At 75.4% G+C, this 22,748-nt stretch carries 4 protein-coding genes; all 4 read left to right on the forward strand.

Annotated elements, in window-relative coordinates; translation table 11 throughout:
* Nucleotides 1-81: 81 nt before the first annotated feature.
* The 4 genes from O7598_RS10335 to O7598_RS10350 are packed head-to-tail and all read left to right on the forward strand — an operon-like array spanning nt 82 to nt 22,659.
* The gene (locus O7598_RS10335) at nt 82-6,243 is read left to right on the forward strand and encodes a non-ribosomal peptide synthetase (RefSeq protein ID WP_269691094.1); all 6,162 of its coding nucleotides are present in this window, start codon (nt 82-84) and stop codon (nt 6,241-6,243) included.
* A complete protein-coding gene (locus tag O7598_RS10340) occupies nt 6,240-14,123 on the forward strand; it encodes a non-ribosomal peptide synthetase (protein WP_269691095.1) in 7,884 nt (2,627 codons plus the stop codon). Before O7598_RS10335 ends, O7598_RS10340 begins: the two co-directional genes overlap by 4 nt.
* Complete coding sequence (locus O7598_RS10345) at nt 14,120-21,325, forward strand: amino acid adenylation domain-containing protein (RefSeq protein WP_269691096.1); 7,206 nt, start codon at nt 14,120-14,122, stop codon at nt 21,323-21,325. The genes O7598_RS10340 and O7598_RS10345 overlap by 4 nt, the downstream gene beginning before the upstream one ends.
* Nucleotides 21,322-22,659, forward strand: coding sequence for a cytochrome P450 (locus O7598_RS10350; protein WP_269691097.1), 1,338 nt, complete (start codon nt 21,322-21,324; stop codon nt 22,657-22,659). The genes O7598_RS10345 and O7598_RS10350 overlap by 4 nt, the downstream gene beginning before the upstream one ends.
* Nucleotides 22,660-22,748: the final 89 nt, after the last annotated feature.

The following is a 22,748-nucleotide window of genomic DNA, read 5'->3' on the forward strand; positions in this document are numbered from 1 at the left end:
GAGCAGTGTGCCTCTCCGTGCGTCCGGAACGCCTGTCGCCTGCCTGTTTCCAGTCGAGGGGAATTTGAATTGCGTCAGCCAGTGAATAGCGCGCAGGACGATTACGCGCTGTCATTCTCCCAGCACCGCATGTGGTTCCTGGACCGACTGGACGGGGGCCGCGGCACCGCGTACGTCACCACCCCCATGTGGCGGGTGCACGGTCCGCTCGACCGGGCACGACTGCAGGCGGCGCTGGACACGGTCGTCGCCCGGCACGACGCGCTGCGCGCCGTCTTCGAGGAACGCGACGGCACGCCGCGGGTCACCCTGGCCCGGTCGGCCGACGTCACCATCGACTGGCGCGCCGCCACCTCGAGCGAGGAGATCGTCGGGCAGGCCGCCGCCGAGGCCGACCGGCCGTTCGACCTCGCCGCCGGACCGCTGCTGCGGGTCGTCGTCTGGCGGCTCACCGACACCGAGCACGTGCTGCTGGCCGCCATGCACCACATCGTCTCCGATGCCTGGTCGGTCGGCCTGCTGGCCCGCGAGCTGGCCACCGCCCACGCCGGTGAGCCGCTGCCCGACCTCCCCGTTCGCTACGTCGACCACGCCGAGCGGCAGCGCCGGGAACTCGACGGCGACCGGCTCGGCGACGACCTGGCGTACTGGCGCGGGCAGCTCGCCGGCCTGCCCGCGCTGACCCTGCCCACCGACCGGCCGCGCCCGGAGCAGTCCGGCCACGCGGCGGCCACCAGCGAGTTCGTCGTCGGCCCGGACCTGGTGGCAGGGCTGCACCGACTCGGCCGCGAACACGGCGCCACCCTCTACATGACGCTGCTCGCCGCCTTCCAGGTCCTGCTGGGGCGGTGGAGCGGGCAGAGTGACTTCGGCGTCGGGTCGCCGGTCGCCGGCCGGAACCGGCCGGAGGTGGAGAACCTCATCGGGCTGTTCGTCAACACCGTGGTCGTGCGGGCCCGGCTGGCCGGCGACCCGACCTTCGTCGAACTCCTCGGCCGGGTCCGCGACGACGCGCTCGACGCCCTCGACCACCAGGAGGTCCCGTACGAGCGGGTGGTCCGGGAACTGCGGCCCGAGCGGCCGGACACGGACTCCCTGATCGACGCCTGGTTCGCCATGCAGAACGTGCCGAGTGAGGGCCCGTCGGCCGGTCCGCTGCGCTTCACCGACTTCGAGACCGACCGACCCAGGGCGCTGTTCTCGGTGTCCCTGTTCGCCCAGCCGCGCGGGGACGAACTGGCGATGACCGTGGTCTACCGCGCGGACCTGTTCGACCCGGCCACCATCGACCGGCTGGTGCGGCGGTGGCGCGAGGTGCTGGCGGCCGTGGTGGCGGATCCGGAGACCCGGGTCGGCGAGTTGTCGCTGCCCGCCTCGGAGACGTCGGTGCTGCGCCGCTTCGGCGCGGCCGAGGTGACCGGCCGAACCGTCGACCCGATCGCCGCGTTCACCGACCGGGTGCGCCGCGACGGCGCCGCCAGCGCCGCCCTGGCCGGCGACTCGACTGTCGACTACGCCGAGCTGAACGCGCGGGCCAACCGGGTGGCATGGTGGCTGCGCGAGCGGGGTGTGCGCGCGGAGAGCCTGGTCGGGATCCGGCTGCCCCGCGGCGTCGACATGCTCGCCGCCGTCCTGGGTGTGCTCAAGGCCGGCGGGGCGTACCTGCCGCTGGACCCGGCGTGGCCGGCCGAACGCGTCGACTTCGTCCGCGCGGACGCCGGCCTCGACGTCCTGCTCGACGGGCCGCTGCCCGACGGTGGTCGCGACGACGACCCGGAGGTGGCGGTGGATCCGGCGCAGTTGGCGTACGTGATCTACACGTCGGGTTCGACCGGCCGGCCCAAGGGCGTCGGGGTGTCGCGGGGGGCGATGGCGGCGCACGTGTCGCGGATGCGCCGGCGCTTCGGCCTCGGCCCGGACGACCGGGTGCTCCAGTTCGCCGCGCTCGCGTTCGACGCCTCGATCGACCAGATCTTCCCGGCGCTGTCCTGCGGCGCGGCGCTGGTGCTCCCGGAACACGGCCTGGTCGCCCCCGCCACGTTGCTGCCACTGCTGGACCGGCACGACGTCACGCTCGCCAACCTGCCGCCGGCGTACTTCGGCCAACTCGTCGCCGAGCTGGCCGAGCGGGACGGGACCGTGCCGCGCGCGCTGCGGTCCATGGTGCTCGGCGGCGACGTGGTCCGGCCCGCCGACGTGGACCGCTTCGCCACGTGCTGCCCCGACGTGACGGTGCTCAACGCGTACGGGCCGACCGAGACCACGGTCACCGCGACCCTCGCCGAGGTGCCGAGCGGGCTCACCGGCGTGGCGCCGATCGGCAGGTCCCTCGCCGACCGCGACCTGTACGTGCTCGACGCCGGGTTGCGGGACGTGCCGGTGGGTGCGGTGGGCGAGCTGCACGTGGGCGGGTCCCAGTTGGCCCGGGGCTACCTGGGCCGGCCGGGGTCGACCGCCGAACGCTTCGTGCCGGACCCGTACGGACGGGAGCCGGGCGGTCGGCTGTACCGGACCGGGGACCTGGTGCGATGGCGGCCGGACGGCCGGCTGGAGTGGCACGGCCGGGCCGACGGGCAGGTGAAGGTACGCGGCTTCCGGGTGGAGGTCGGCGAGGTCGAGGCGCGGCTGCGGGAGCACCCGGGCGTCCGGGACGCGGTGGTCGTCGCCGGGCAGGACCGGCTGGTGGCGTACCTGGCCGGCGACGGGATCACCGGCGTGGCGGTACGCGACCGGTTGGCCGAGCGGTTGCCGGAGTACCTGGTGCCGGCCGTGGTGGTCGTGCTGGACGAGTTGCCGCGCACGGTGGGCGGCAAGGTCGACCGGGACCGGTTGCCCGACCCGGACGGACACCGCCCCGAGGTGACCGACGGTTTCGAGGAGCCCCGCACCCCGACCGAAGAGGCGGTCGCCGAGGTGTGGCGGCAGGTCCTGCGGGTCGACCGGATCGGCGTCCACGACAACTTCTTCGACCTGGGCGGCCACTCGCTGCTGGCCACGCTCGCGGTGGCCCGGCTGGTGAAGACCCTGGACCGGCCGGTCGACGTGCGGACCTTCTTCGCCCACCCGACCATCGCGGAGTTCGCCGCCGCCCTGCCGGCGGCGGCCGCCGAACCCGCGTCCGCCATCACCCGGCTGCGCCGCAGCGGCGACTTCCCGCTCTCCTTCGCCCAGGAACGGATGTGGTTCCTCAACCGGCTGGAGCCCGACGCGCCCGACTACATGGCCGCGCTGGCCTGGCGGGTGGACGGGCCGCTCGACCGGGGTCGGCTCGACCGGGCGCTGCGGCAGCTCGTCGACCGGCACGAGGCGCTGCGCACCACGTTCCCGGTGGTCGGCACGGAACCGGTGCAGCGGGTCGCCGCGGCCGGCGAGGTGACCGCCGACTGGCACGACGTGCGCTCGGCCGACGACCCGTACGCCGTCGCGGTGGAGCGGGCCGGCGCGGAGCTGCACCGCCCCTTCGACCTGGCCGCCGGCCCGCTGTTCCGGGCCCTGGTCTGGCAGCTCGGCCCGACGGACCACCTGCTCGTGCTGGCCATGCACCACATCGTCTCCGACGGCTGGTCGATGGGCGTGCTGGTGCGCGAGCTGGGCGCCGCCTACGCCGGGGAACCGCTGCCGGAGCTGCCGGTGCAGTACGCCGACTACGCCGGCTGGCAGCGCCGGGAACTCACCGGCGACCGCCTCGACGGCGAACTCGCGCACTGGCGCGAGCGGCTGGCCGGCCTGCCCACGCTGGAACTGCCCACCGACCGGCCCCGGCCGCCCCGCTCCTCCTGGGCCGGCGCGACCCGCGAATTCACACTGGACCCCGAGCTGGTGGCCGCGTTGGAGCGGTTCGGTCGCCGGCACGGCGCCACCCTCTACATGACGCTGCTGGCCGCGTTCCAGGCGCTGCTGTCGCGCTGGACCGGGCAACACGACTTCGGCGTCGGGGTGCCGGTGGCCGGGCGGACCCGCGCCGAGGTGGAGAACGTCCTCGGCTTCTTCGTGAACACAGTGGTCATGCGCGCCGACACCAGCGGTGATCCGACCTTCACCGAGCTGCTCGGCCGGGTGCGCGAGCGGGCCCTGGACGCCTACCAGTACCAGGAACTGCCGTTCGAGCGGGTGGTGGAGGAGCTGCGCCCCGACCGGGACCCGGGCCGCTCCCCGCTGTTCCAGGCCATGTTCGACCTGGAGGTCCGCTCGATCGCCGCGCCCCGGCTCGGCACCGCGCGGCTGCGCCCCGCCGAGATCCCGTTCGACGTCACCAAGTTCGACCTGATGGTCACCTTCACCACCGACCCCGGCTCGGCCGGTGGCTTCGTGCAGTACCGCACGGACCTGTTCGACGCGGCCACCGTCGACCGGCTGGTGCGGCGGTGCCAGGACCTGCTCGCCGCGGTGGTCGCCGCGCCGGACGTGCCCCTGGGCACCCTCGCGCTGCCGGACCCCGAGACGGCCCTGCTGCGCCGGTTCGGGGCCGCCGAGCAGCCCGGCCGGGCGCCCGATCCGATCGCCGCGTTCGAGACACGGGTCCGCCGCGACCCGGGCGCGCTCGCCGCCGTCGGCGCCGACGGCGTCCTGTCGTACGCGGAGCTGAACGCGCGCGCCAACCGGGTGGCCTGGTGGCTGCGCGAGCGGGGTGTACGCCCGGAGACGCCCGTCGTGGTGCGGCTGCCGCGCGGCGTGGACATGCTCGCCGCGGTGCTCGGCGTGCTCAAGGCCGGCGGCGCGTACGTGCCCGTCGACCCGGCGTGGCCCAGCGAACGGGTCGACCTCGTCGCCGCCGACCTCGGCGCGCCCATGACGCTCGACGGTCCGCTGCCCGACGGTGGGCGTGACGACGATCCGGGTGTGGCGGTGGATCCGGCGCAGTTGGCGTACGTGATCTACACGTCGGGTTCGACCGGCCGGCCCAAGGGTGTCGGGGTGTCGCGGGCGGCGATGGGGGCGCACGTGTCGCGGATGCGGCGGCGCTTCGGCCTGGGTCCGGACGACCGGGTGCTCCAGTTCGCCGCGTTGGCCTTCGACGCCTCGATCGAGCAGATCTTCCCGGCGTTGTCCTGCGGCGCGGCGCTGGTGCTCCCGGAGCACGGCCTCGTCGCGCCGGCCCAACTCGTCGCCGACGTGGAGCGCCACCGGGTGACCGTGATGGAGGTGGTCCCCGGCTACCTCACCGAGCTGATCGCCGAGGTCACCGCCGACGGCGCCACCGCGCCCACCTGGAGCCCGGCCCGGCTGCGGCTGCTGGTGCTCGGCGGCGACGCGGTCCGCCCCGCCGACCTGGCGTGGTGGCGCCGGCACCTCCCCGACGTGGCGGTGGTGAACACCTACGGCCCGACCGAGACCACGATCAGCGCCACCGTCTACGACCTGCCGGCCGAGGTGGACGGCATCGTGCCGATCGGCCGCGCGGTGGGCGATCGACCGCTGTACGTGCTCGACGGCCACCTCGCCGAGGCCCCGGTGGGCGCGGTCGGCGAGCTGTTCGTCGGAGGCTCGCAACTGGCCCGCGGCTACCTGGGCCGGCCGGGCCTGACCGCCGAACGGTTCGTGCCGGACCCGTACGGGCGGGAACCCGGCGGGCGGCTGTACCGGACCGGGGACCTGGTCCGCTGGCGCTCCGACGGGCAGGTGGAGTTCCACGGCCGGACCGACGGCCAGGTCAAGGTGCGCGGCTTCCGGGTCGAGGTCGGCGAGGTCGAGGCCCGGCTGCGGGAGCACCCGGGGGTCCGCGACGCCGTGGTGCTCGCCTGGCGGGACCGGCTGGTGGCCTACCTGGCCGGCGACGGGGTGGCGGTCGACGAGCTGCGGGACCGGCTGGCCGAGCGTCTGCCCGGGTTCATGGTGCCGGCGGTGCTGATCGTCCTGGACGAGCTGCCGCGCACCGTCGGCGGCAAGGTCGACCGGGACCGGCTGCCCGATCCCGCCGGTCACCGACCGGCGTCCGACACGGACGCGGAACCGCCACGTACCCCGACCGAGGAGGCGATCGCCGACGTCTGGCGGCAGGTTCTCCAGGTCGACCGGATCGGAGTCCACGACAACTTCTTCCACCTGGGCGGCCACTCCCTGCTCGCCACCCGGGTCGCCATCCGGCTGCGCGCGGCGTTCGGCTGCGAGGTGGCCGTCCGCACCCTCTTCGAACAGCCCACGGTGGCCCGGCTCGCCGCCGCCGTCGAGGAGCGGCTGATGGCCGAGATCGCGGCGATGAGCAGCGAGGACGTCGAGCAGGCACTGAAGGAGCAGAACCAGTGAGCACCATCCACGGCCTGATCGAGGCACAGGTCCGGCGTACCCCGGACGTCGTCGCGCTGGAGTTCGAGGGCGCGGAGCTGACCTATCGGGAGCTGGACCGGCGGGCGAACCGGCTCGCCCACGCCCTGCGCCGGAGCGGCGCCGGACCCGAGACGGTGGTCGCCGTGGGCGCCCAGCGGTCGCTGGACCTGCTGGTCACGCTGCTCGGCGTCCTCAAGAGCGGCGCGGCCTACCTGCCGCTGGACCTGGAACTGCCGACCGACCGGCTGACCTACATGGCCGACCAGGGCGGCGCGGTGGCCCTGGTCCGCGGGCCCGGCATGCACGTCGACCTGGGCCTGCCCGGCCTGCCCGAGCTGACCCTGGCCGACACCGACGGCGACCCCGACGAGCCGGTCGACGTCGCGGTGGACGGGCGCAACGCCTGCTACGTCATGTACACCTCCGGTTCGACCGGCCGGCCCAAGGGCGTGGTGGTCGAGCACCGGGGCGTGGTCAACCGGCTGCGCTGGGGCCAGCACGAGTACGGCATGACCTCCGACGAGCGGGTGCTGCAGAAGACGCCGTACGCCTTCGACGTGTCGGTGCACGAACTCTTCTGGCCGCTCATGGTGGGCGCCCGCCTGGTCATCGCCCGGCCGGGCGGGCACCGGGACACCCGCTACCTGGTGGAGACCATCCAGCGCCGCGAGATCACCAGCGTGCACTTCATCCCGACCATGCTGGCCCTGTTCGTCGGCGAACCGGGTGTCGCCGACTGCCACAGCCTGCGCCGGATCCTGGCCAGCGGCGAGGCGCTCCCCACCGACCTGCAGAACCGGGTGCTGCGTGCCCTGCCCGACGTCGAGCTGCACAACCTCTACGGCCCCACCGAGGCATCCATCGAGGTGAGCGCGTGGGCCTGCCGGCCGGAGTGGTCCGGCGCGAGCGTGCCGATCGGCGCGGCGGTGGACAACACCCAACTGCACATCCTCGACGCCGAGCTGCGGCCGGCCGACGGCGACGGACCGGGTGAGCTGTACCTCGCGGGGGTGCAACTCGCGCGTGGCTACCTCGGCCAGCCGGGCCTGACCGCCGAGCGGTTCCTGCCCGACCCGTACGGCGAGCCGGGTGGCCGGATGTACCGCAGCGGCGACCTCGCCGGCTGGCATCGCCCCGGCGTGGTCGAGTACCTCGGCCGGGTCGACGAGCAGGTCAAGCTCGCCGGCAACCGGGTGGAGCTGGGCGAGATCCAGGCCGTGCTCGACGACCAGCCGGGAGTGCGCGCCTCGGTGGTGGTGGCCACCGGCGACGCCGCCGAGAAACGCCTCGTCGCCTACGTGGTCGGAGACCACCCGGACCTCGCCGGGCTGCGCGACCGGCTGACCGAGCGGCTGCCCGGCTACATGGTGCCGTCGACGTTCGTGCCGCTGGCCGAGCTGCCGCTGACCCCGAGCGGGAAACTGGACCGCAAGGCGCTGCCCGCCCCGGACCGGCCCGACCTGGCCGTCGCGTACCGGGCCCCGGAGAACCCGGCGCAGGAACGCGTCGCCAAGGTCTGGACCGACGTCTTCGGGGTCGCCCGGGTCGGCGTCGACGACACCTTCTTCGCCCTCGGCGGGCACTCGCTGCTGGCTGTGCGGCTGATCGCCCGGATGCGCGAGGAGTTCGGCGTCGAGGTCTCCATCCGGGACCTGTTCGAGGGGACGACCGTCGCCGGCCTGGCCGAGGCGGTCACCGCGACGCCCGCCGGGGACGCCCCGGCGCTGGTGGCCGGCGGCGACGACGCGCCCGCGGTCGCCTCGTTCGGCCAGGAGCGACTGCTGTTCCTAGAGCGGATCCACCCGGACAGCCCCAACTACGTCATCCCGGTCGCCTGGCGGATCGACGGGCACCTGGACGAGGAGACCCTGCGCCGGGCGCTGCGCCGGCTCGCCGCCCGCCACGACGCGCTGCGGACCCGGTTCGCCGGCGACACCCCGGTGGTCGAGCCGGAGCCGGCGGTGGCGCTGGAGCGGGTCGACGCCGACGCCTGGCACGAGGAGTTGGCGGCCGAGCGGATCCGCCGGCCGTTCGACCTGGTGACCGGACCGCTGTGGCGAGCCACGCTGGTGCGCCTGCCGGAGCACGACGTGCTGCTGCTGGTGCTGCACCACGTGGTCGCCGACGGGTGGTCGCTCGGCGTGATCGCCCGTGAGCTGGGCGAGCTGTACGCCGGCGTGGCCCCGCCCGCGCCGGCGGTGCGCTACGTCGACTTCGCCCGCTGGCAGCGCGCCGACCTCGATCCGGCCCGGCTCGCCGCGCAGCTCGACGGGTGGCGCGACGCCCTCGCCGGCGTACCCGCGTTGGAGCTGCCCACCGACCGGCCCCGGCCGGCGGTGCTCGGCGCGGACGGCGCCACCCACCGCTTCGCATTGCCCGCCGACGCCCTGCGCCGGCTCGCCGCGTTCGCCCAGGACCAGCAGACCACCCTGCACACGGTGCTGCTGGCGGCGTTCCAGGCGCTGCTCGGCCGGTGGAGCGGGCAGCGCGACTTCGCGGTCGGCACGCCGGTGGCCGGCCGGTCCCGCGCCGAGGTGGAGAACGTCGTCGGCTTCTTCGTCAACACCGTCGCCGTCCGCGCCGACCTCGGCGGCGACCCGACGGTGACCGAACTCGTCGGGCGGGTCCGCGAGGCCACCCTGCGCGCCTACCAGCACCAGGACGTGCCGTTCGAACAGGTGGTCGCGGAGCTGCGCCCGGAACGGGACCTCAGCCGCACCCCGATCTACCAGACCATGTTCGCGCTGCGCGACACCGTGGCCACCACGCTGCGGCTGCCCGGCCGGGTCGTCACCGAACTCGCGCTCGGCTGGCGGACCGCCAAGTTCGACCTCACCCTCTTCGTCGACGAGGCGCCCGACGGGACCCGGACCGGCCTGTTCGAGTACGCCACCGACCTGTTCGACCCGGCCACCGTCGGCCGCCTGGCCGACGCGTACGTTCGGCTGCTCGGCGCCCTGGCCGACGACGCCGGCGCCCGGTTCGGCGACTGGCCGGTGCTCGATTCCGCGCAGCGTGACGCCCTGCTGGCGGCGGGTACCGCAGCGACGCCCGACCTGCCCGCGCGAGCGTTGCACCACCTCGTCGCCGACCGCGTCGCCGCCGGCCCCGACCGGCCCGCCGTGGTCGACGGCGCGACCGTCTGGACGTACGCCGAGCTGGACCGGCGCGCGAACCGGTTGGCCCACCACCTGATCGACCTCGGCGTGGGCCCGGAGACCGTGGTGGCGGTCAGCCTTCCGCGCGGCGCCGAGCTGGTCCGCGCGCAACTCGCCGTGCTTCGGGCCGGCGGCGCCTACCTGCCGCTGGACGCCGACCAGCCGACCGACCGGAGCCGGCACATGGTTGCCGGCGCGGGCGCCACTCTGCTGGTCACCGCCGCCGGGCACCACGACGGCGCCGGGCTGGGCTGCCACGTCGTCGACCTGGTCCGCGACGCCGCCGAGCTGGACCGGCGGCCGGCGACCGACCCGGCGGTGGCTGTCGACCCGGAGCAGCTCGCCTATGTCGTGCACACCTCCGGCTCGACCGGCCGCCCCAAGGGCATCGGGATCACCCACCGGAACCTGGTCCGCACCGTCCACCAGGGCGGCTACCTGGACCTGGCGCCGGACGACCGGGTGGCGTTCGCGGCCAACCCGCTCTTCGACGCGGCCGCCTTCGAGGTGTGGGCCACCCTGGCCGCCGGGGCCACCGTGGTGGTCACCCCGCCCGACGTGGCGCTCTCCACCGCCGCCCTGGCCGATCATCTCGCACGGCACCGGGTCACCACGCTGTTCCTCACCACCGCCCTGTTCCACCAGGTCGCCCGGGAACGTCCGGACGCGCTGCGCGGGCTGCGACACGTGCTCTTCGGCGGGGAGACGTCCGACCCGGCCACGGTGGACGCGCTGCTCGCGCACGGCGGCCCGGACCGGCTGCTGCACATGTACGGTCCGGCCGAGTCGACCACGTTCAGCACCTGGCACCCGGTCACCGCGCCGACCGGCGACGCCTGCCGCGTCCCGATCGGCCGGCCCACCCACCACACCACCGCCTACGTGGTCGACCGCCTGCTGCGGCCCGTTCCGCACGGGGTGGTCGGCGAGCTGCTGCTCGGCGGCGCCGGGCTGGCCCGGGGATACACGGCGCCGGCCATGACCGCCGAGCGCTTCCTGCCGGACCCGTTCGGCGCGCCCGGCGGCCGGGTCTACCGGACCGGCGACCTGGTCCGGTGGGCCGGCGACGGCGTGCTGGAGTTCGTCGGCCGCGCCGACGGGCAGGTGAAGGTCCGCGGGTTCCGGGTCGAGCCGGGCGAGGTCGAGACGGCGGCACGCCGGCACCCGGCGGTCCGCGACGCGGTGGTGCTCGCCCGACCCGACCACACCGGCGTGCTCAACCTCGTCGCGTACGTGGCCGGCGATCCGGCTGAGCTGGGCGACCTGCGGGCGTGGCTCGGCCGGGAACTGCCGGCGTATCTGGTGCCGGCCGCCGTGGTGGTCCTCGACGAGCTGCCGCTGACCGGCAACGGCAAGGTCGACCGGGCCGCCCTGCCCGAGCCGACGTACGCCGCCGGCACCGGCCGCCGGGAGCCGGCGACCGCGCTGGAACGGCAGCTCGTCGACATCTTCCGCGAGGTGCTCGGCGTCACCGACGCGGGCATGGACGACGACTTCTTCGCCCTCGGCGGGCACTCGCTGCTGGCCATCAAGGTCGTCGGCGCGGTGGCCGCCCGCACCGGGCGGGAGATCACCTTCCGGGACCTGTTCACCGCCCGCAGCGTGGCCGGGCTGGCCCGTCTGCTCGCCGAGTCCGACACGCTCGTCGCGCCGATCACCCGGGGCGACGGCACCACCGGACTGCCCGTCTCCTTCGGCCAGGAACGGATGGTCTTCCTCGACCGGCTGGAGGGCGCCGGGGCGGCGTACACCGTCCCGCTGGCGTGGCGGCTGACCGGGCCGGTGCATGCCGACCGGCTGGCCGCGGCGCTGGACGCGCTGGTCGAGCGGCACGAATCGCTGCGTACCCGGTTCTCCCTGGCCGACGGCGTGGTCCGCCAGGACGTCACGCCCGGCTGGGCCGGCCTGGACCGGCGCGTCGTGGCCTCGGTGGCCGACGCGGAGGCCGACCTGGCCCGGGAGGCCATCCGGCCGTTCGAGCTGACCACCGGGCCGCTGTTCCGGGCCGTGCTGTGGCAGGCCGGCGACACCCACCTGCTGCTGCTCGCCATGCACCACGCCGTCTCCGACGGCTGGTCGGCGGCGGTGCTGATCCGGGAGCTGGAGGCCGGCTACGACGGCGCCGACGTGCCGCGCCCGCCGGTGCGCTACGCCGACTTCGCCGCCTGGCAGCGGCACCGGCTCGCCGGCGACCGGCTGGCCGGGGACCTGGACCACTGGCGCCGGCGGCTGGCCGACCTGCCCGACCTGGAGCTGCCCACCGACCGGCCGCGACCGTCGGCGCGCGACGGCGCCGGGGCGAGCGTCGGGTTCACCGTCGAACCGGAGCTGGTCGCCGCGCTGGAACGACTCGGCCGGGCGCACGGCGCGACAGTGTTCATGACGCTGCTCGCCACCTACCAGGTGCTGCTGGGCCGGTGGAGCGGCCAGACCGACTTCGCCGTCGGCACCCCGGTCGCCGGGCGGGACCGGCCGGAGGTCCGCGACGTCATCGGGTTCTTCCTGAACACGCTGGTGCTGCGCGCCGACCTGTCCGGCGGGCCGCGCTTCGCCGACCTGCTCGACCGGGTACGCGACGACGCGCTCGCCGCGTACGAGCACCAGGAGCTGCCGTTCGGCCGGCTGGTCGAGGAGCTGAGCCCGGAGCGCGACCTCGGCCGTTCCCCGCTGTTCCAGGCGTTGTTCAGCTACAACGACTGGACTCTCGACACGCTGCGGCTGGGTTCCGCCGAGGGCGTCGCGCAGCCGGTGGACCGGGGCGCGGCCAAGCTCGACCTGACCCTGGAACTGGTGCACGGCCCGGACGGGCTGGCCGGCTCGTTCGACTACACCACCGACATCTTCGACGCCGCCACGATCGCGCGGATGGCGCAGGCCTACGTCCGGCTGCTGCGGGCGGTGGCGGCCGAGCCGGCGGCGCGGATCGCCGACCTGCCACTGGCCGCGACGGAGGCGGCCCCGGCGGCGGCCCGACCGGCCGCGCCGTTCCGCTCGTTGCTCGACCGGATCGCCGAGCACGTCCGGGCCACTCCGGACGCCACCGCCCTGACCGGGCCCGGTGGCGAGCTGACCTACGCGGATCTGGACCGACGGTCCAACCGGCTCGCCCACCACCTGCGCTCGCGGGGGATCGGCCCGGAGGACCGGGTGGGACTGCGGCTGCCCCGGGGCGTCGACACGGTCGTCGCCGTGCTCGCCGTCTGGAAGGCCGGCGGCGCGTTCGTCGGACTCGACCCGGAGCTGCCGCCGCAGCGCCTGGCGCGGCTCGCCGAGGGCGCCGGGGTGCGGCTCGTGCTCGATCCGGACGACGTCGCCGAACCGGCGTCGGCCGCGCACCCGGCCACCCGGCCGGACGTCGACACCCGCCCCGACCAGCTCGCCTACCTGGTCCACACGTCCGGCTCCACAGGCGCGCCCAAGGGGGTGCTGGTCGAGCACGGCGGCATCACCGCCTACCTCGACACCATCGGCGCGCACTACCGGCTGGACGCCGACGACGTCGTGCTGCAACGCGCCTCGCCCAGCTTCGACGCGTTCCTGCGCGACGCCGTCGGCCCGCTCACCGTCGGCGCGACCGTGCTGGTGGCCGAACGGTCCGACCTGTCCACGCTGGCCGCCGACCTGCCCGGCCGGCCCGCGCCCACCGTGCTGCTGAGCATGGTGCCGTCCCTGCTGCACCAGTTGCTCGACGCCGGTGACGTCGGCGCAGCCACCCTGCCCGCGCTGCGGCTGCTCGTGCTCAGCGGCGAACCGTGCACCCCCGCGCTGCTGGCCCGGGTGCACGACGCGCTGCCCGGGCTGCGCCGGGTCGTCAACCAGTACGGCCCCACCGAGGCGACGGTCACCACCACCGTCGCCGACCTCGACCCGAGCCGGCCGTACCTGTCGGTCGGGATCGGCGTCGCGATGCCGGGGACCACCGTGCACGTGCTCGACGCGGCGTTGCGCCCGGTGCCGGTCGGCGTCTTCGGCGAGGTGCACATCGGCGGGACCGGGGTCAGCCGCGGTTACCACGACCGGCCCGGCCTCACGGCCGCGGCCTACCTGCCGGACCCGGCCGGACCGCCCGGGGCGCGGATGTACCGCACCGGCGACGCGGCACGCCGGCTCGCCGACGGGACGTTGGAGTTCCGGGGCCGGCTGGACCGGCAGGTGAAGGTGCGCGGTGTCCGGGTGGAACCGGCCGAGGTGGAGGCCGCCCTGGCCGAGCACCCCGACGTCGGCGCCGCGGCCGTGGTGGCCCGCCCGGACGGGCCGAACGGCTGGCGGCTCGCCGGCTACGCCCAGAGGACCCCGGCCGGCCGGGTCGACGAGGCGGACCTGCGCCGGCACCTGGAGACCCGCCTGCCGTCCGCGATGATCCCGGCCGAGCTGCTGGTCCTCGACGCCCTGCCGCTGCTGGGCAACGGCAAGGTGGACCGGGCGGCGCTGCCCGAGATCCGGGCCGAGTTGCCGGCGGTGACCCGGGTGGCCCCGCGCACCGACGTCGAGCGGGTCGTCGCCGAGATCTGGGCCGACCTGCTGCACCGGCCCGACATCGGGATCGAGGACGACTTCTTCGCCCTCGGCGGCCACTCGCTGACCGCGCTGCGGGTCATCTCCCGGCTGCGCGAGCGGCTCGCCACCCCGGTCACCCTGCGCGTCTTCTTCGAGGCCCGCACCATCGCCCGCCTCGCCCGGAAACTGGAGGAAACCCGATGACCGCCCTCACCGCCGCCCAGCAGGAACTGCTCCGCAGGCGGCTCGCCGGAGACGCCGGGCGTGCCGCACCGGCCGGGATCACCCGGGGCAGCGGCACCCGCGACCTGCCGGTCTCCTTCGGGCAGGAACGGCTGGTCTTCCTCGACCGGCTCGACGGCGCCGGCGCGGCGTACACCATCCCGGTGGCGTGGCGGCTCACCGGGCCGCTGGACCGCGACCGGCTGGACGCCGCGTTCGCCGCCCTCGTCGAGCGGCACGAGGCGCTGCGCACCCGGTTCACCGTCGTCGACGGCGTGGTCCGGCAGGAGATCGTGGCCGGCTGGCCGGGCGTCGACTGGCGGGACGCCGGTGACGCCGCCGAGGTCGCCGAGGCGGCCCGCCAGGTCGCGGCCGAGCCGTTCGACCTGGCGACCGGGCCGCTGTTCCGGGTCACCGGATGGCGGCTCACGCCGACCGACCACGTGGTCCTGTTGACCCTGCACCACATCGTCGCCGACGGCGCGTCGATCGGCGTGCTGGTGCGTGACCTGGAGGCGTCGTACGCCGGGACGGCCTCGCCGGAGCCGCCGGCGCGCTACGCCGACTACGCGGCCTGGCAGCGCGGCGCGGACGCCGCGCACGGCCGGGAGCGGGACCTGACGTACTGGCGGGACCGGCTGGCCGGGCTGCCGCCGCTGGAGCTGCCGACCGACGGCGACCGTCCGGCCGCGCGGTCCACCGCCGGCGCGAGCTGCGACTTCACGCTCCCGGCCGAGCTGGTCACCGCTCTGGAGCGGTTCGCCCGGGAGCGCGGCGCCACGCTGCACATGGTCCTGCTCGCGGCGTTCGAGGCGATGCTGGGCCGGCTCGCCGGCCAGGTCGACTTCGGCGTCGGCACCCCGGTCGCCGGCCGCGACCGGCCCGAGGTGGAGCATGTCGTCGGCTTCTTCGTGAACACCGTGGTGCTGCGCGCCGACCTCGGCGGGAACCCGTCCTTCACCCACCTGCTCGACCGGGTCCGCGCCGACGCGCTCGGCGCGTACGACCACCAGGAGACGCCGTTCGAGCGGGTGGTCGACCGGATCGGCGCCGACCGCAGCCTGGACCGCAACCCGCTGTTCCAGGTCATGTTCAGCCTCGACGACGACCCGGACGACCGGCCGGTGCGGCTCGGCACCGTGACCGGCGCCCGGTTCGAGCTGGACCTCGACGCGGTCAAGTTCGACCTGATCCTGCAGACCGCCCGCCGGGCGGACGGACTGGCCGCCGCGTTCTTCCACCGGTCGGACCTGTGGCGACCGTCGACCGTGCGGCGGTGGGCCGCGCAGTTCCGGCGGCTGCTGGAGCAGGCCGTCGCCCACCCGGACACGCCGCTGGCCGACCTGGACCTGTTGCCCGAGCAGGAGCGGCGGCAACTCGCCGGCTGGGGCGTCCCGGCCCGCGACTTCCATTCGCCGGACCTGCTGCACGAGCGGTTCGCCCGGCACGTCGCCGCCGACCCGACCACCGTCGCCGTCGTGGCGGGCGCGCGGCGGGTCGACTACGCCACGCTGAACGCGCGGGCCAACCAGCTCGCCCACCGGCTGCGCGCGGCCGGGGTCGGGCCGGAGACGCCGGTGGCGCTCTGCGTGCGCCGCGACCTCGACCTGGCCGTCGGCATCCTCGGCATCCTCAAGGCCGGCGGGACGTACGTGCCGCTGGACCCGGAGCACCCGCGCGAGCGGCTGGACTACGTCGTCGGCGACGCCGGGGTCCGGCTGGCCGTGGTGTCGCCGGAGTTCGCCGACCGGGTGCCGGTGGACCCGGCCGGGCTGCTGCGCCTGGACGACCCGGCGATCGCCGCCGCGTCCACCGACGACCCGCCGTCGGTCACCGACGCCGACCACCTCGCCTACGTCATCTACACCTCCGGCTCCACCGGTCGGCCGAAGGGGGTCGGCGTCGCGCATCGGCAGGTGGTACGCCTGCTCGACTCCTGCGTGGATGCGCTGGACCTGCCGCCCGGCGGGGTGTGGAGCCTGTTCCACTCGTACGCGTTCGACTTCTCGGTCTGGGAGCTGTGGGGCGCGCTGACCCGCGGCGGCACGGTCGTGCTCGTCGACCGGGCCACCGCCCGCGACCCGCAGCGCTTCGCCGCGCTGCTGGCCACCGAGCGGGTGACCATGCTCAGCCAGACCCCCGGCGCGTTCCGCAACCTGCGGGCCGCCCTCGGCGACCGGCCACTTGCCGACCTCGGCGTGCGACACGTGGTGCTCGGCGGCGAGAAGCTCGACGTACCCGAGCTGGAGGGCTGGCTCGACGGGCCCGGCGCCGGGATCCGGGTGGTCAACATGTACGGCATCACCGAGACCACCGTGCACGTCACACACCGCCTGATCACCGCCGCCGACCTGGCCGGCGACGCGGTCTCGCCGATCGGCCGTCCGCTCGGCGACCTGACCGTGCACGTGCTCGACCGGCACCTGCGGCCCGTCCCGGTCGGAGCCACCGGCGAGATGTACGTGGGCGGCGCCGGCCTGGCCCGCGGCTACCTGGGCCGGCCGGGGCTGACCGCGGAGCGGTTCGTGCCGGATCCGTTCGCCACCGTCCCCGGCGCCCGGCTCTACCGCACCGGCGACCGGGCCCGATACCTGGCCGACGGGGAGCTGGAGTACCGGGGCCGCGCCGACGACCAGGTGAAGGTCCGCGGCCACCGGATCGAGCTGGGGGAGGTGGAGGCCGCGCTGCTGCGGCACGAGGCGGTCGGCCAGGCCGCGGTGGTGGCCCGCGGCGACCGCAGCGGTGAGCACCGGCTGCACGCCTACCTCGTCGTCGACGGCGAGCTGACCGGCGAGCGGTTGCGGCGGTGGCTGCGCGACCGGCTGCCCGAGGCGATGGTGCCGGCGACGTTCACCGTGCTTCCGGCGTTGCCGCTGACCGCCAACGGCAAGGTCGACAGGCGCGCGTTGCCGGACGTCGACGGGGCGGTGCTGGACACCGCGCGCGACCACGTCCCGCCGGCCACCCCCACCGAGCGGCTGCTGGCCGAGGTGTGGTGCGCCGCGCTGGGTGTGGACCGGGTCGGCGTCACCGACCGTTTCTTCGACCTGGGCGGCGACTCGATCCTCGCGCTGCGCGTGGTCGGGCTGGCCGAGCGGCGCGGCGTCACCGTGGCGCTGCGCGACGTCTTCGCCCACCAGGCGCTCGGTGAGCTGGCCCGGGCCGTGGACACGGCCACGGACCGGCGGGCCGACGACCCCGCCGGGGTGGCGCCGGTCGAGCGGTTCGCCATGGTCGCCCCGGCGGACCGGGACCGGCTGCCCGCCGGCCTCGCGGACGCCTACCCGCTGACCCGGATGCAGCAGGGCATGCTCTACGAGTTGCTGGCCGACGCCGGCAAGGGCGCCTACCACAACGTGACGAGCTTCCGGGTGCAGGAGCCGGCCGGGTTCGACGCCGCCGCCATGCAGGCCGCCGCCGACGCCGTGGTGGACCGGTACGAGATCCTCCGTACCGGGTTCGACTGGAGTTCCTACGAGGAGCCGCTGCAACTGGTGCGCGAGCGGGCCGTCCTGCCGGTCGGCGTGGACGACCTGCGCGGTCTGCCCGAGCCGGCCCAGGCCCAGCGGGTCTCCGACCACCTGCACGCCGAGTCGGTGCGGTGGTTCGAGCTGTCCGAGCCGCCGCTGATCCGGTTGCACGTGCACGTGCTCAACGAGGCCGAGTACCGGCTCACCATCACCGACTGCCACGCCGTGCTGGACGGGTGGAGTCTCACCTCGCTGATCGCCGAGTTGGTCGACAGGCACCGCCGGTCGGTCACCGGGGCGGGGCACGCGCCGCCGGCTGGTCCGGTGCCCCGCTTCGCGGAGTACGTCGCGCTTGAGCGGGCCGCGGTGGCCGACCCGGCCGCCCGGGCGTTCTGGGACACCATGGTGGAGCGGTTCCCCCCGGTGCGGGTGCCGCGGTCGGTCGGCGCGGAACCGGCCGACAAGTCCACCTGCGAGGTGGTGCGCGACCACCGGCACCTGCGGGCCGGCGTCGACGCGTTGGCCGCCCGCGCCGGCGTGCCCCGCAAGACGGTCCTGTTCACCGCCTACCACCACCTGATGGGGCAGCTCGCCGACGGTGAGGCGTACGCCACCGGGTTCGCCACCAACGGGCGCCCGGAGCGGGCCGGCGCGGAGAGCATGCGCGGGCTGTTCCTCAACGTGGTGCCGTTCGGGGTGGCGTCGGCGGCGACGAGCTGGGTGGGGCTGCTGCGCGACGTCTTCGCCGCTGAGCAGGACGTCCTCGCGCACCGGCGTTTCCCGCTGGCCGAGCTGCAACGGGGCCGGTGGGCCGGCGAGGTGCTGGTCGACACCGCGTTCAACTACGTGCACTTCCACGGGCTGGACAGCGAGCACAAGCAGGAGATCGAGGAGATCGCCCGGACCAACTTCGGGCTGATGGTCACCACCGGCCCGGAGGGTGTCTCGTTCGAGGCCGACGCCGGCCGGATGTCCCCGGGTGAGGTGGAGCGGCTGGCCGACGCGTACGGGGAGCTGCTGGCGCGGATGGTCGCCGACCCCGACGCGGCGCCCGGCGTGCCCTCCTCGGTCGACGAGGCCCGGACCAGGGCGGCGGGCGCCGCGCACGACCCGCGCAGTCTGGTCGACGTCCTGGCCGCCCAGGTCGCCGCCCAGCCGGACCGGGTGGCGTTGGCCGGCCCGGACGGCCCGCTCAGTTATGCCGAGCTGGACGCGCGGGCCAACCGGGTCGCCCACCACCTGCGCTGCCACGGCGCCGGCCCGGACCGCGTCGTCGGGCTCTGCGCCGAGCGCTCCGTCGACCTGGTCGTCGGCATGCTCGGCATCCTCAGGGCCGGCGCGGCGTACCTGCCGATGGACCCGCGGGATCCGAGCCGCCGGCTCGACCTGCTCGCCGCGGACGCCGGCGTCGAGCTGGTGCTGGTACAGCCGGCCTGGCGGCACCAGGTGCCGACGCGGATCGGCACGGTGCTCACGCTCGCCGAGGAGACGTTCGCCGCCGAACCGGCCGACCCGCCGGCACCCGGGCCGGACGCCGACGACCTGGCCTGCGTGCTCTACACCTCGGGTTCCACCGGGCGGCCCAAGGGCATCGCGGTGACCCACCGGTCGATCGTCGACTCGCTGCTGCGGCAGGACTTCGTCCACCTCGGCGCGGACGAGACGGTGCTGCACCTGAGCAGCGTCAACTGGGACGCCGCGATCTTCGAGATCTTCGGCCCGCTGCTGCACGGCGGCACCTGCGCGCTCTACCCGGCCGGGGCGATCACCCCCGCCGGCATCGTCGCGGCGATCCGCCGCCACGGCGTGACCACCGCCTTCCTCACCACGACGCTGTTCAACCTGGCCGTCGAGGAGGTGCCGACGGAGCTGGGCGAGCTGCGGCAGCTCGTGTTCGGCGGGGAGGCGGCGTCCGCGCCGCACTGCCGGGACCTGGCCGCCCGCTGGCCGCACCTGCGGCTGGTCAACGGGTACGGCCCGGTCGAGGCGATCTTCCTGGTCACCGCGCACCAGGTCTGCGACCTGCCGGCGGACGCGGTCAGCGTGCCGATCGGCCGGCCGCTGGCGCGGACCACGGTGCTGGTGCTCGACGAGGCGCTGCGCCCGGCGCCCGTCGGCGTGGCCGGCGAGATCTACCTGGGCGGCGACGCCCTGGCCCGGGGCTACCTCGGTCAGCCCGGGCTGACCGCGGACCGGTTCGTGCCCGATCCGGCCGGTGGCGGCCGCCGGCTGTACCGCACCGGTGACCGGGGGCGGTGGCGTGCCGACGGCAGCCTGGAGTTCGGCGGCCGGATCGACGGGCAGGTCAAGATCCGCGGCCGGCGCATCGAACTCGGCGAGATCGAGGCGGTGCTCACCACCCGTCCCGACGTGGCGATGGCCGCGGTGGCGGCGCACGTCGACCGTCCCGGGGACGCCCGGCTCGTCGCCTACCTGGTGCCGGCGGCCGGGCTGGGCCGGCCCGACGTGGCCGAACTGCGCCGCTGGCTGCGGGAGCGGCTGCCGGCCTACCTGGTGCCCGCCGCGTTCGTTCCGCTGGACGCGCTCCCGTTGACCGGCAACGGCAAGCTCGACCGGGCGGCGCTGCCGGCCCCGACGGCGGACAGCGAGCCGGAGCGCCCCTACCTGGAGCCGCGTACCGAGGTCGAGGCGACCCTGGCGAAGCTGTGGGCGGAGACGCTGCGGCTGGACCGGGTCGGCGTGCACGACGACTTCTTCGACCTCGGCGGGCACTCGCTGGCCATCGTGCGGCTCGCCGCCCGCGCCTGCGACCTGGGCCTGCCGGTCGGGGTGGCCGACCTGGTCGAGCACCCCACCGTGGGGGAGTTGGCCGCCGCGATCGCCGAGCGGCAGCCCGTCCCGGCCGGCACGGCGGTACGCCACGACGCCGGCGTGGTGGTGAGCCTCCGCGACGGCGACGCCGGCCGCCGCCCGCTCTGGTGCGTGCATCCCAGTGGCGGCAGCGTCGCCTGGTACCTGCCGCTGGCCCACGCCCTGCCCGCCGGTCGGCCGGTGCGCGGCCTGCAGGCCAGGGGCATCGACGGCGGCGTCGACGCGGACACCATGACCGGACTCGCCGAGGACTACCTGCGCGAGCTGCGGGCCCGCCAGCCGCACGGCCCGTACGCGCTGCTGGGCTGGTCGATGGGGGCGAACATCGCCCAGGAGATGGCGATCCGACTGACCGGGGCCGGTGAGCGGGTGGACGTCCTGCTGCTGCTCGAACCGGCAGTGCCCGACGAGGCCGGGGCGTTCGCGGTCACCGAGGCGCTGGACCTGCTGGACCGGGCGGTGGCGATGCGCGCGGCGATCCGCGAGCTGACCCCGGGCACCCCGGCCCGGCTCAGCCAGGAACGCGAGCTGGTCGCCACGCTGGTGGCGGCCGGCGTCAACGAGGCCGAGGCGGAACTGGGCGCCGACTGGCCGGTGACGATGTGGACGGCGTTGCTGCGCGCCGCCGCCGGCTACCGTCCGCTGCCCTACCGGGGGCCGGCGCACCTGCTGGTCACCGCCGAGGCGGCCACCGCCGGCCCGGACCGCCCGTCGGTGGTCGCCGGCGAGGACGGGCCCGCCTACGAGCGGCGCTGCCGGGAGATGTTCCCCGGCGCGCTCACCGTGCACCACCTGCCCGGCACCCACCGGAGCATGGTCACCGAACCGGGCGTGGCGGCCGTCGCCGACCTCGCCGCCGAGCTGCTGGAGGGCACGGCATGAGCGAACGCACCGAGCGAAGCGAGGGCCGTGAGCGCATGCCCGGCCAGTCCGGCATGAGCGAACGCACCGAGCGAAGCGAGGGCCGTGAGCGCATGCCCGGCCAGTCCGGCATGACCACCGCGATCCTGACCGACCGTTACCTGCTGGACGACGACCTGGTCGCCGACCCGTACCCGTACCTGGCGGAGCTGCGGGCCGTCGAGCCGGTGCACTGGAGCCCGGTGCACCGGGCGTGGCTGGTCACCGGCTACGAGCCGGCGCTGGCCTGCTACACCGAGCCGGCGATCTCCGCGGACCGGATCGGCCCGATGCTGGCCCAGACCCCGCCGGACCTGCTCAGCCCGGAGGCCGCCCGCGCCTTCTCGATCATGGCGGGGTGGATGGTCTTCGTCGACCCGCCCGAGCATCGGCGGCTGCGCAGCGTCTTCCGCGGCGCCTTCGGGGCCCGCCAGGTGCGGCGCAACCGGCCGATGGTGCAGGAGGCGGTGGCCCGCCTGGCCGCCCGGGCGGGCGCCGGCGGCGAGGTCATCGACCTGGTCGCCGAGTTCGCCAGGCCGTTGCCGGCGACCGTCGCGGCGGCCTGGATGGGCGTGCCGGTCGAGGACACCGCGATGTTCCAGCGGCTGGCCATCCAGGTCGGCGATCTGGCGCTGGGCGCGGTGCAGTCGCCCGAGGAGAACGAGCGCTCCCAGCAGGCGCTGCTGGATCTCTTCGACTATTTGCGGGCGCTGGTCCGGGCCCGCCGGGCCGCGCCCCGCGAGGACCTGATCAGTGCGGCGCTGGCCAGCGGCCTGGTGGGGGAGTCGGTCGGCGAGGACGAGTTCGTCGCCATGCTCACCCACGTGGCGTTCGCCGGGGGCGAGACCACCAGCAACCTGATCGCCGTGGGCACCTGGAACCTGTTGCGCCATCCGGACCAGCTCGCTCTGCTGCGGGCCGAGCCGGAGCTGGCGCCGGTGGCCGTGGAGGAACTGCTGCGCTTCGACGGGCCGTCCAAGATGTCCATCCGGCACGTCCGGGACGACTTCGAGCTGGACGGCCGCCGGTTGCGCGCGGGGCAGCGGCTCTACGTGGTCACCGCCGGGGCGAACCGGGACCCGTCGCGCTTCGACCGCCCCGACGAGCTGGACCTGCGCCGGCACCCGAATCCGCACCTGGGGTTCGGGCAGGGCGGCCACTTCTGCCTGGGTGCCCCGCTGGCCCGGCTGGTGGCCGGGGCGGCGCTGACCGACCTGCTGGCCGCCGCGCCCGGGTTGGCGCTGGCCACGGCCGGCGTGCGCTGGCAACCCTCGCTGCTCAACCGCAGCCTCCGGGCGCTTCCGGTCCGCCTCTGATCCGCGCGGGCGGCCACCCGGGCCGCCCGCGCCGCACACCTCCCGGCCGCCCGACCGGGATCCGTCCGAGAACGCACCGAACGAGAAGG

Origin of the sequence: Micromonospora sp. WMMC241, assembly GCF_027460165.1 — a bacterium.
In the GTDB taxonomy this organism is placed as follows: domain Bacteria; phylum Actinomycetota; class Actinomycetes; order Mycobacteriales; family Micromonosporaceae; genus Micromonospora; species Micromonospora humi.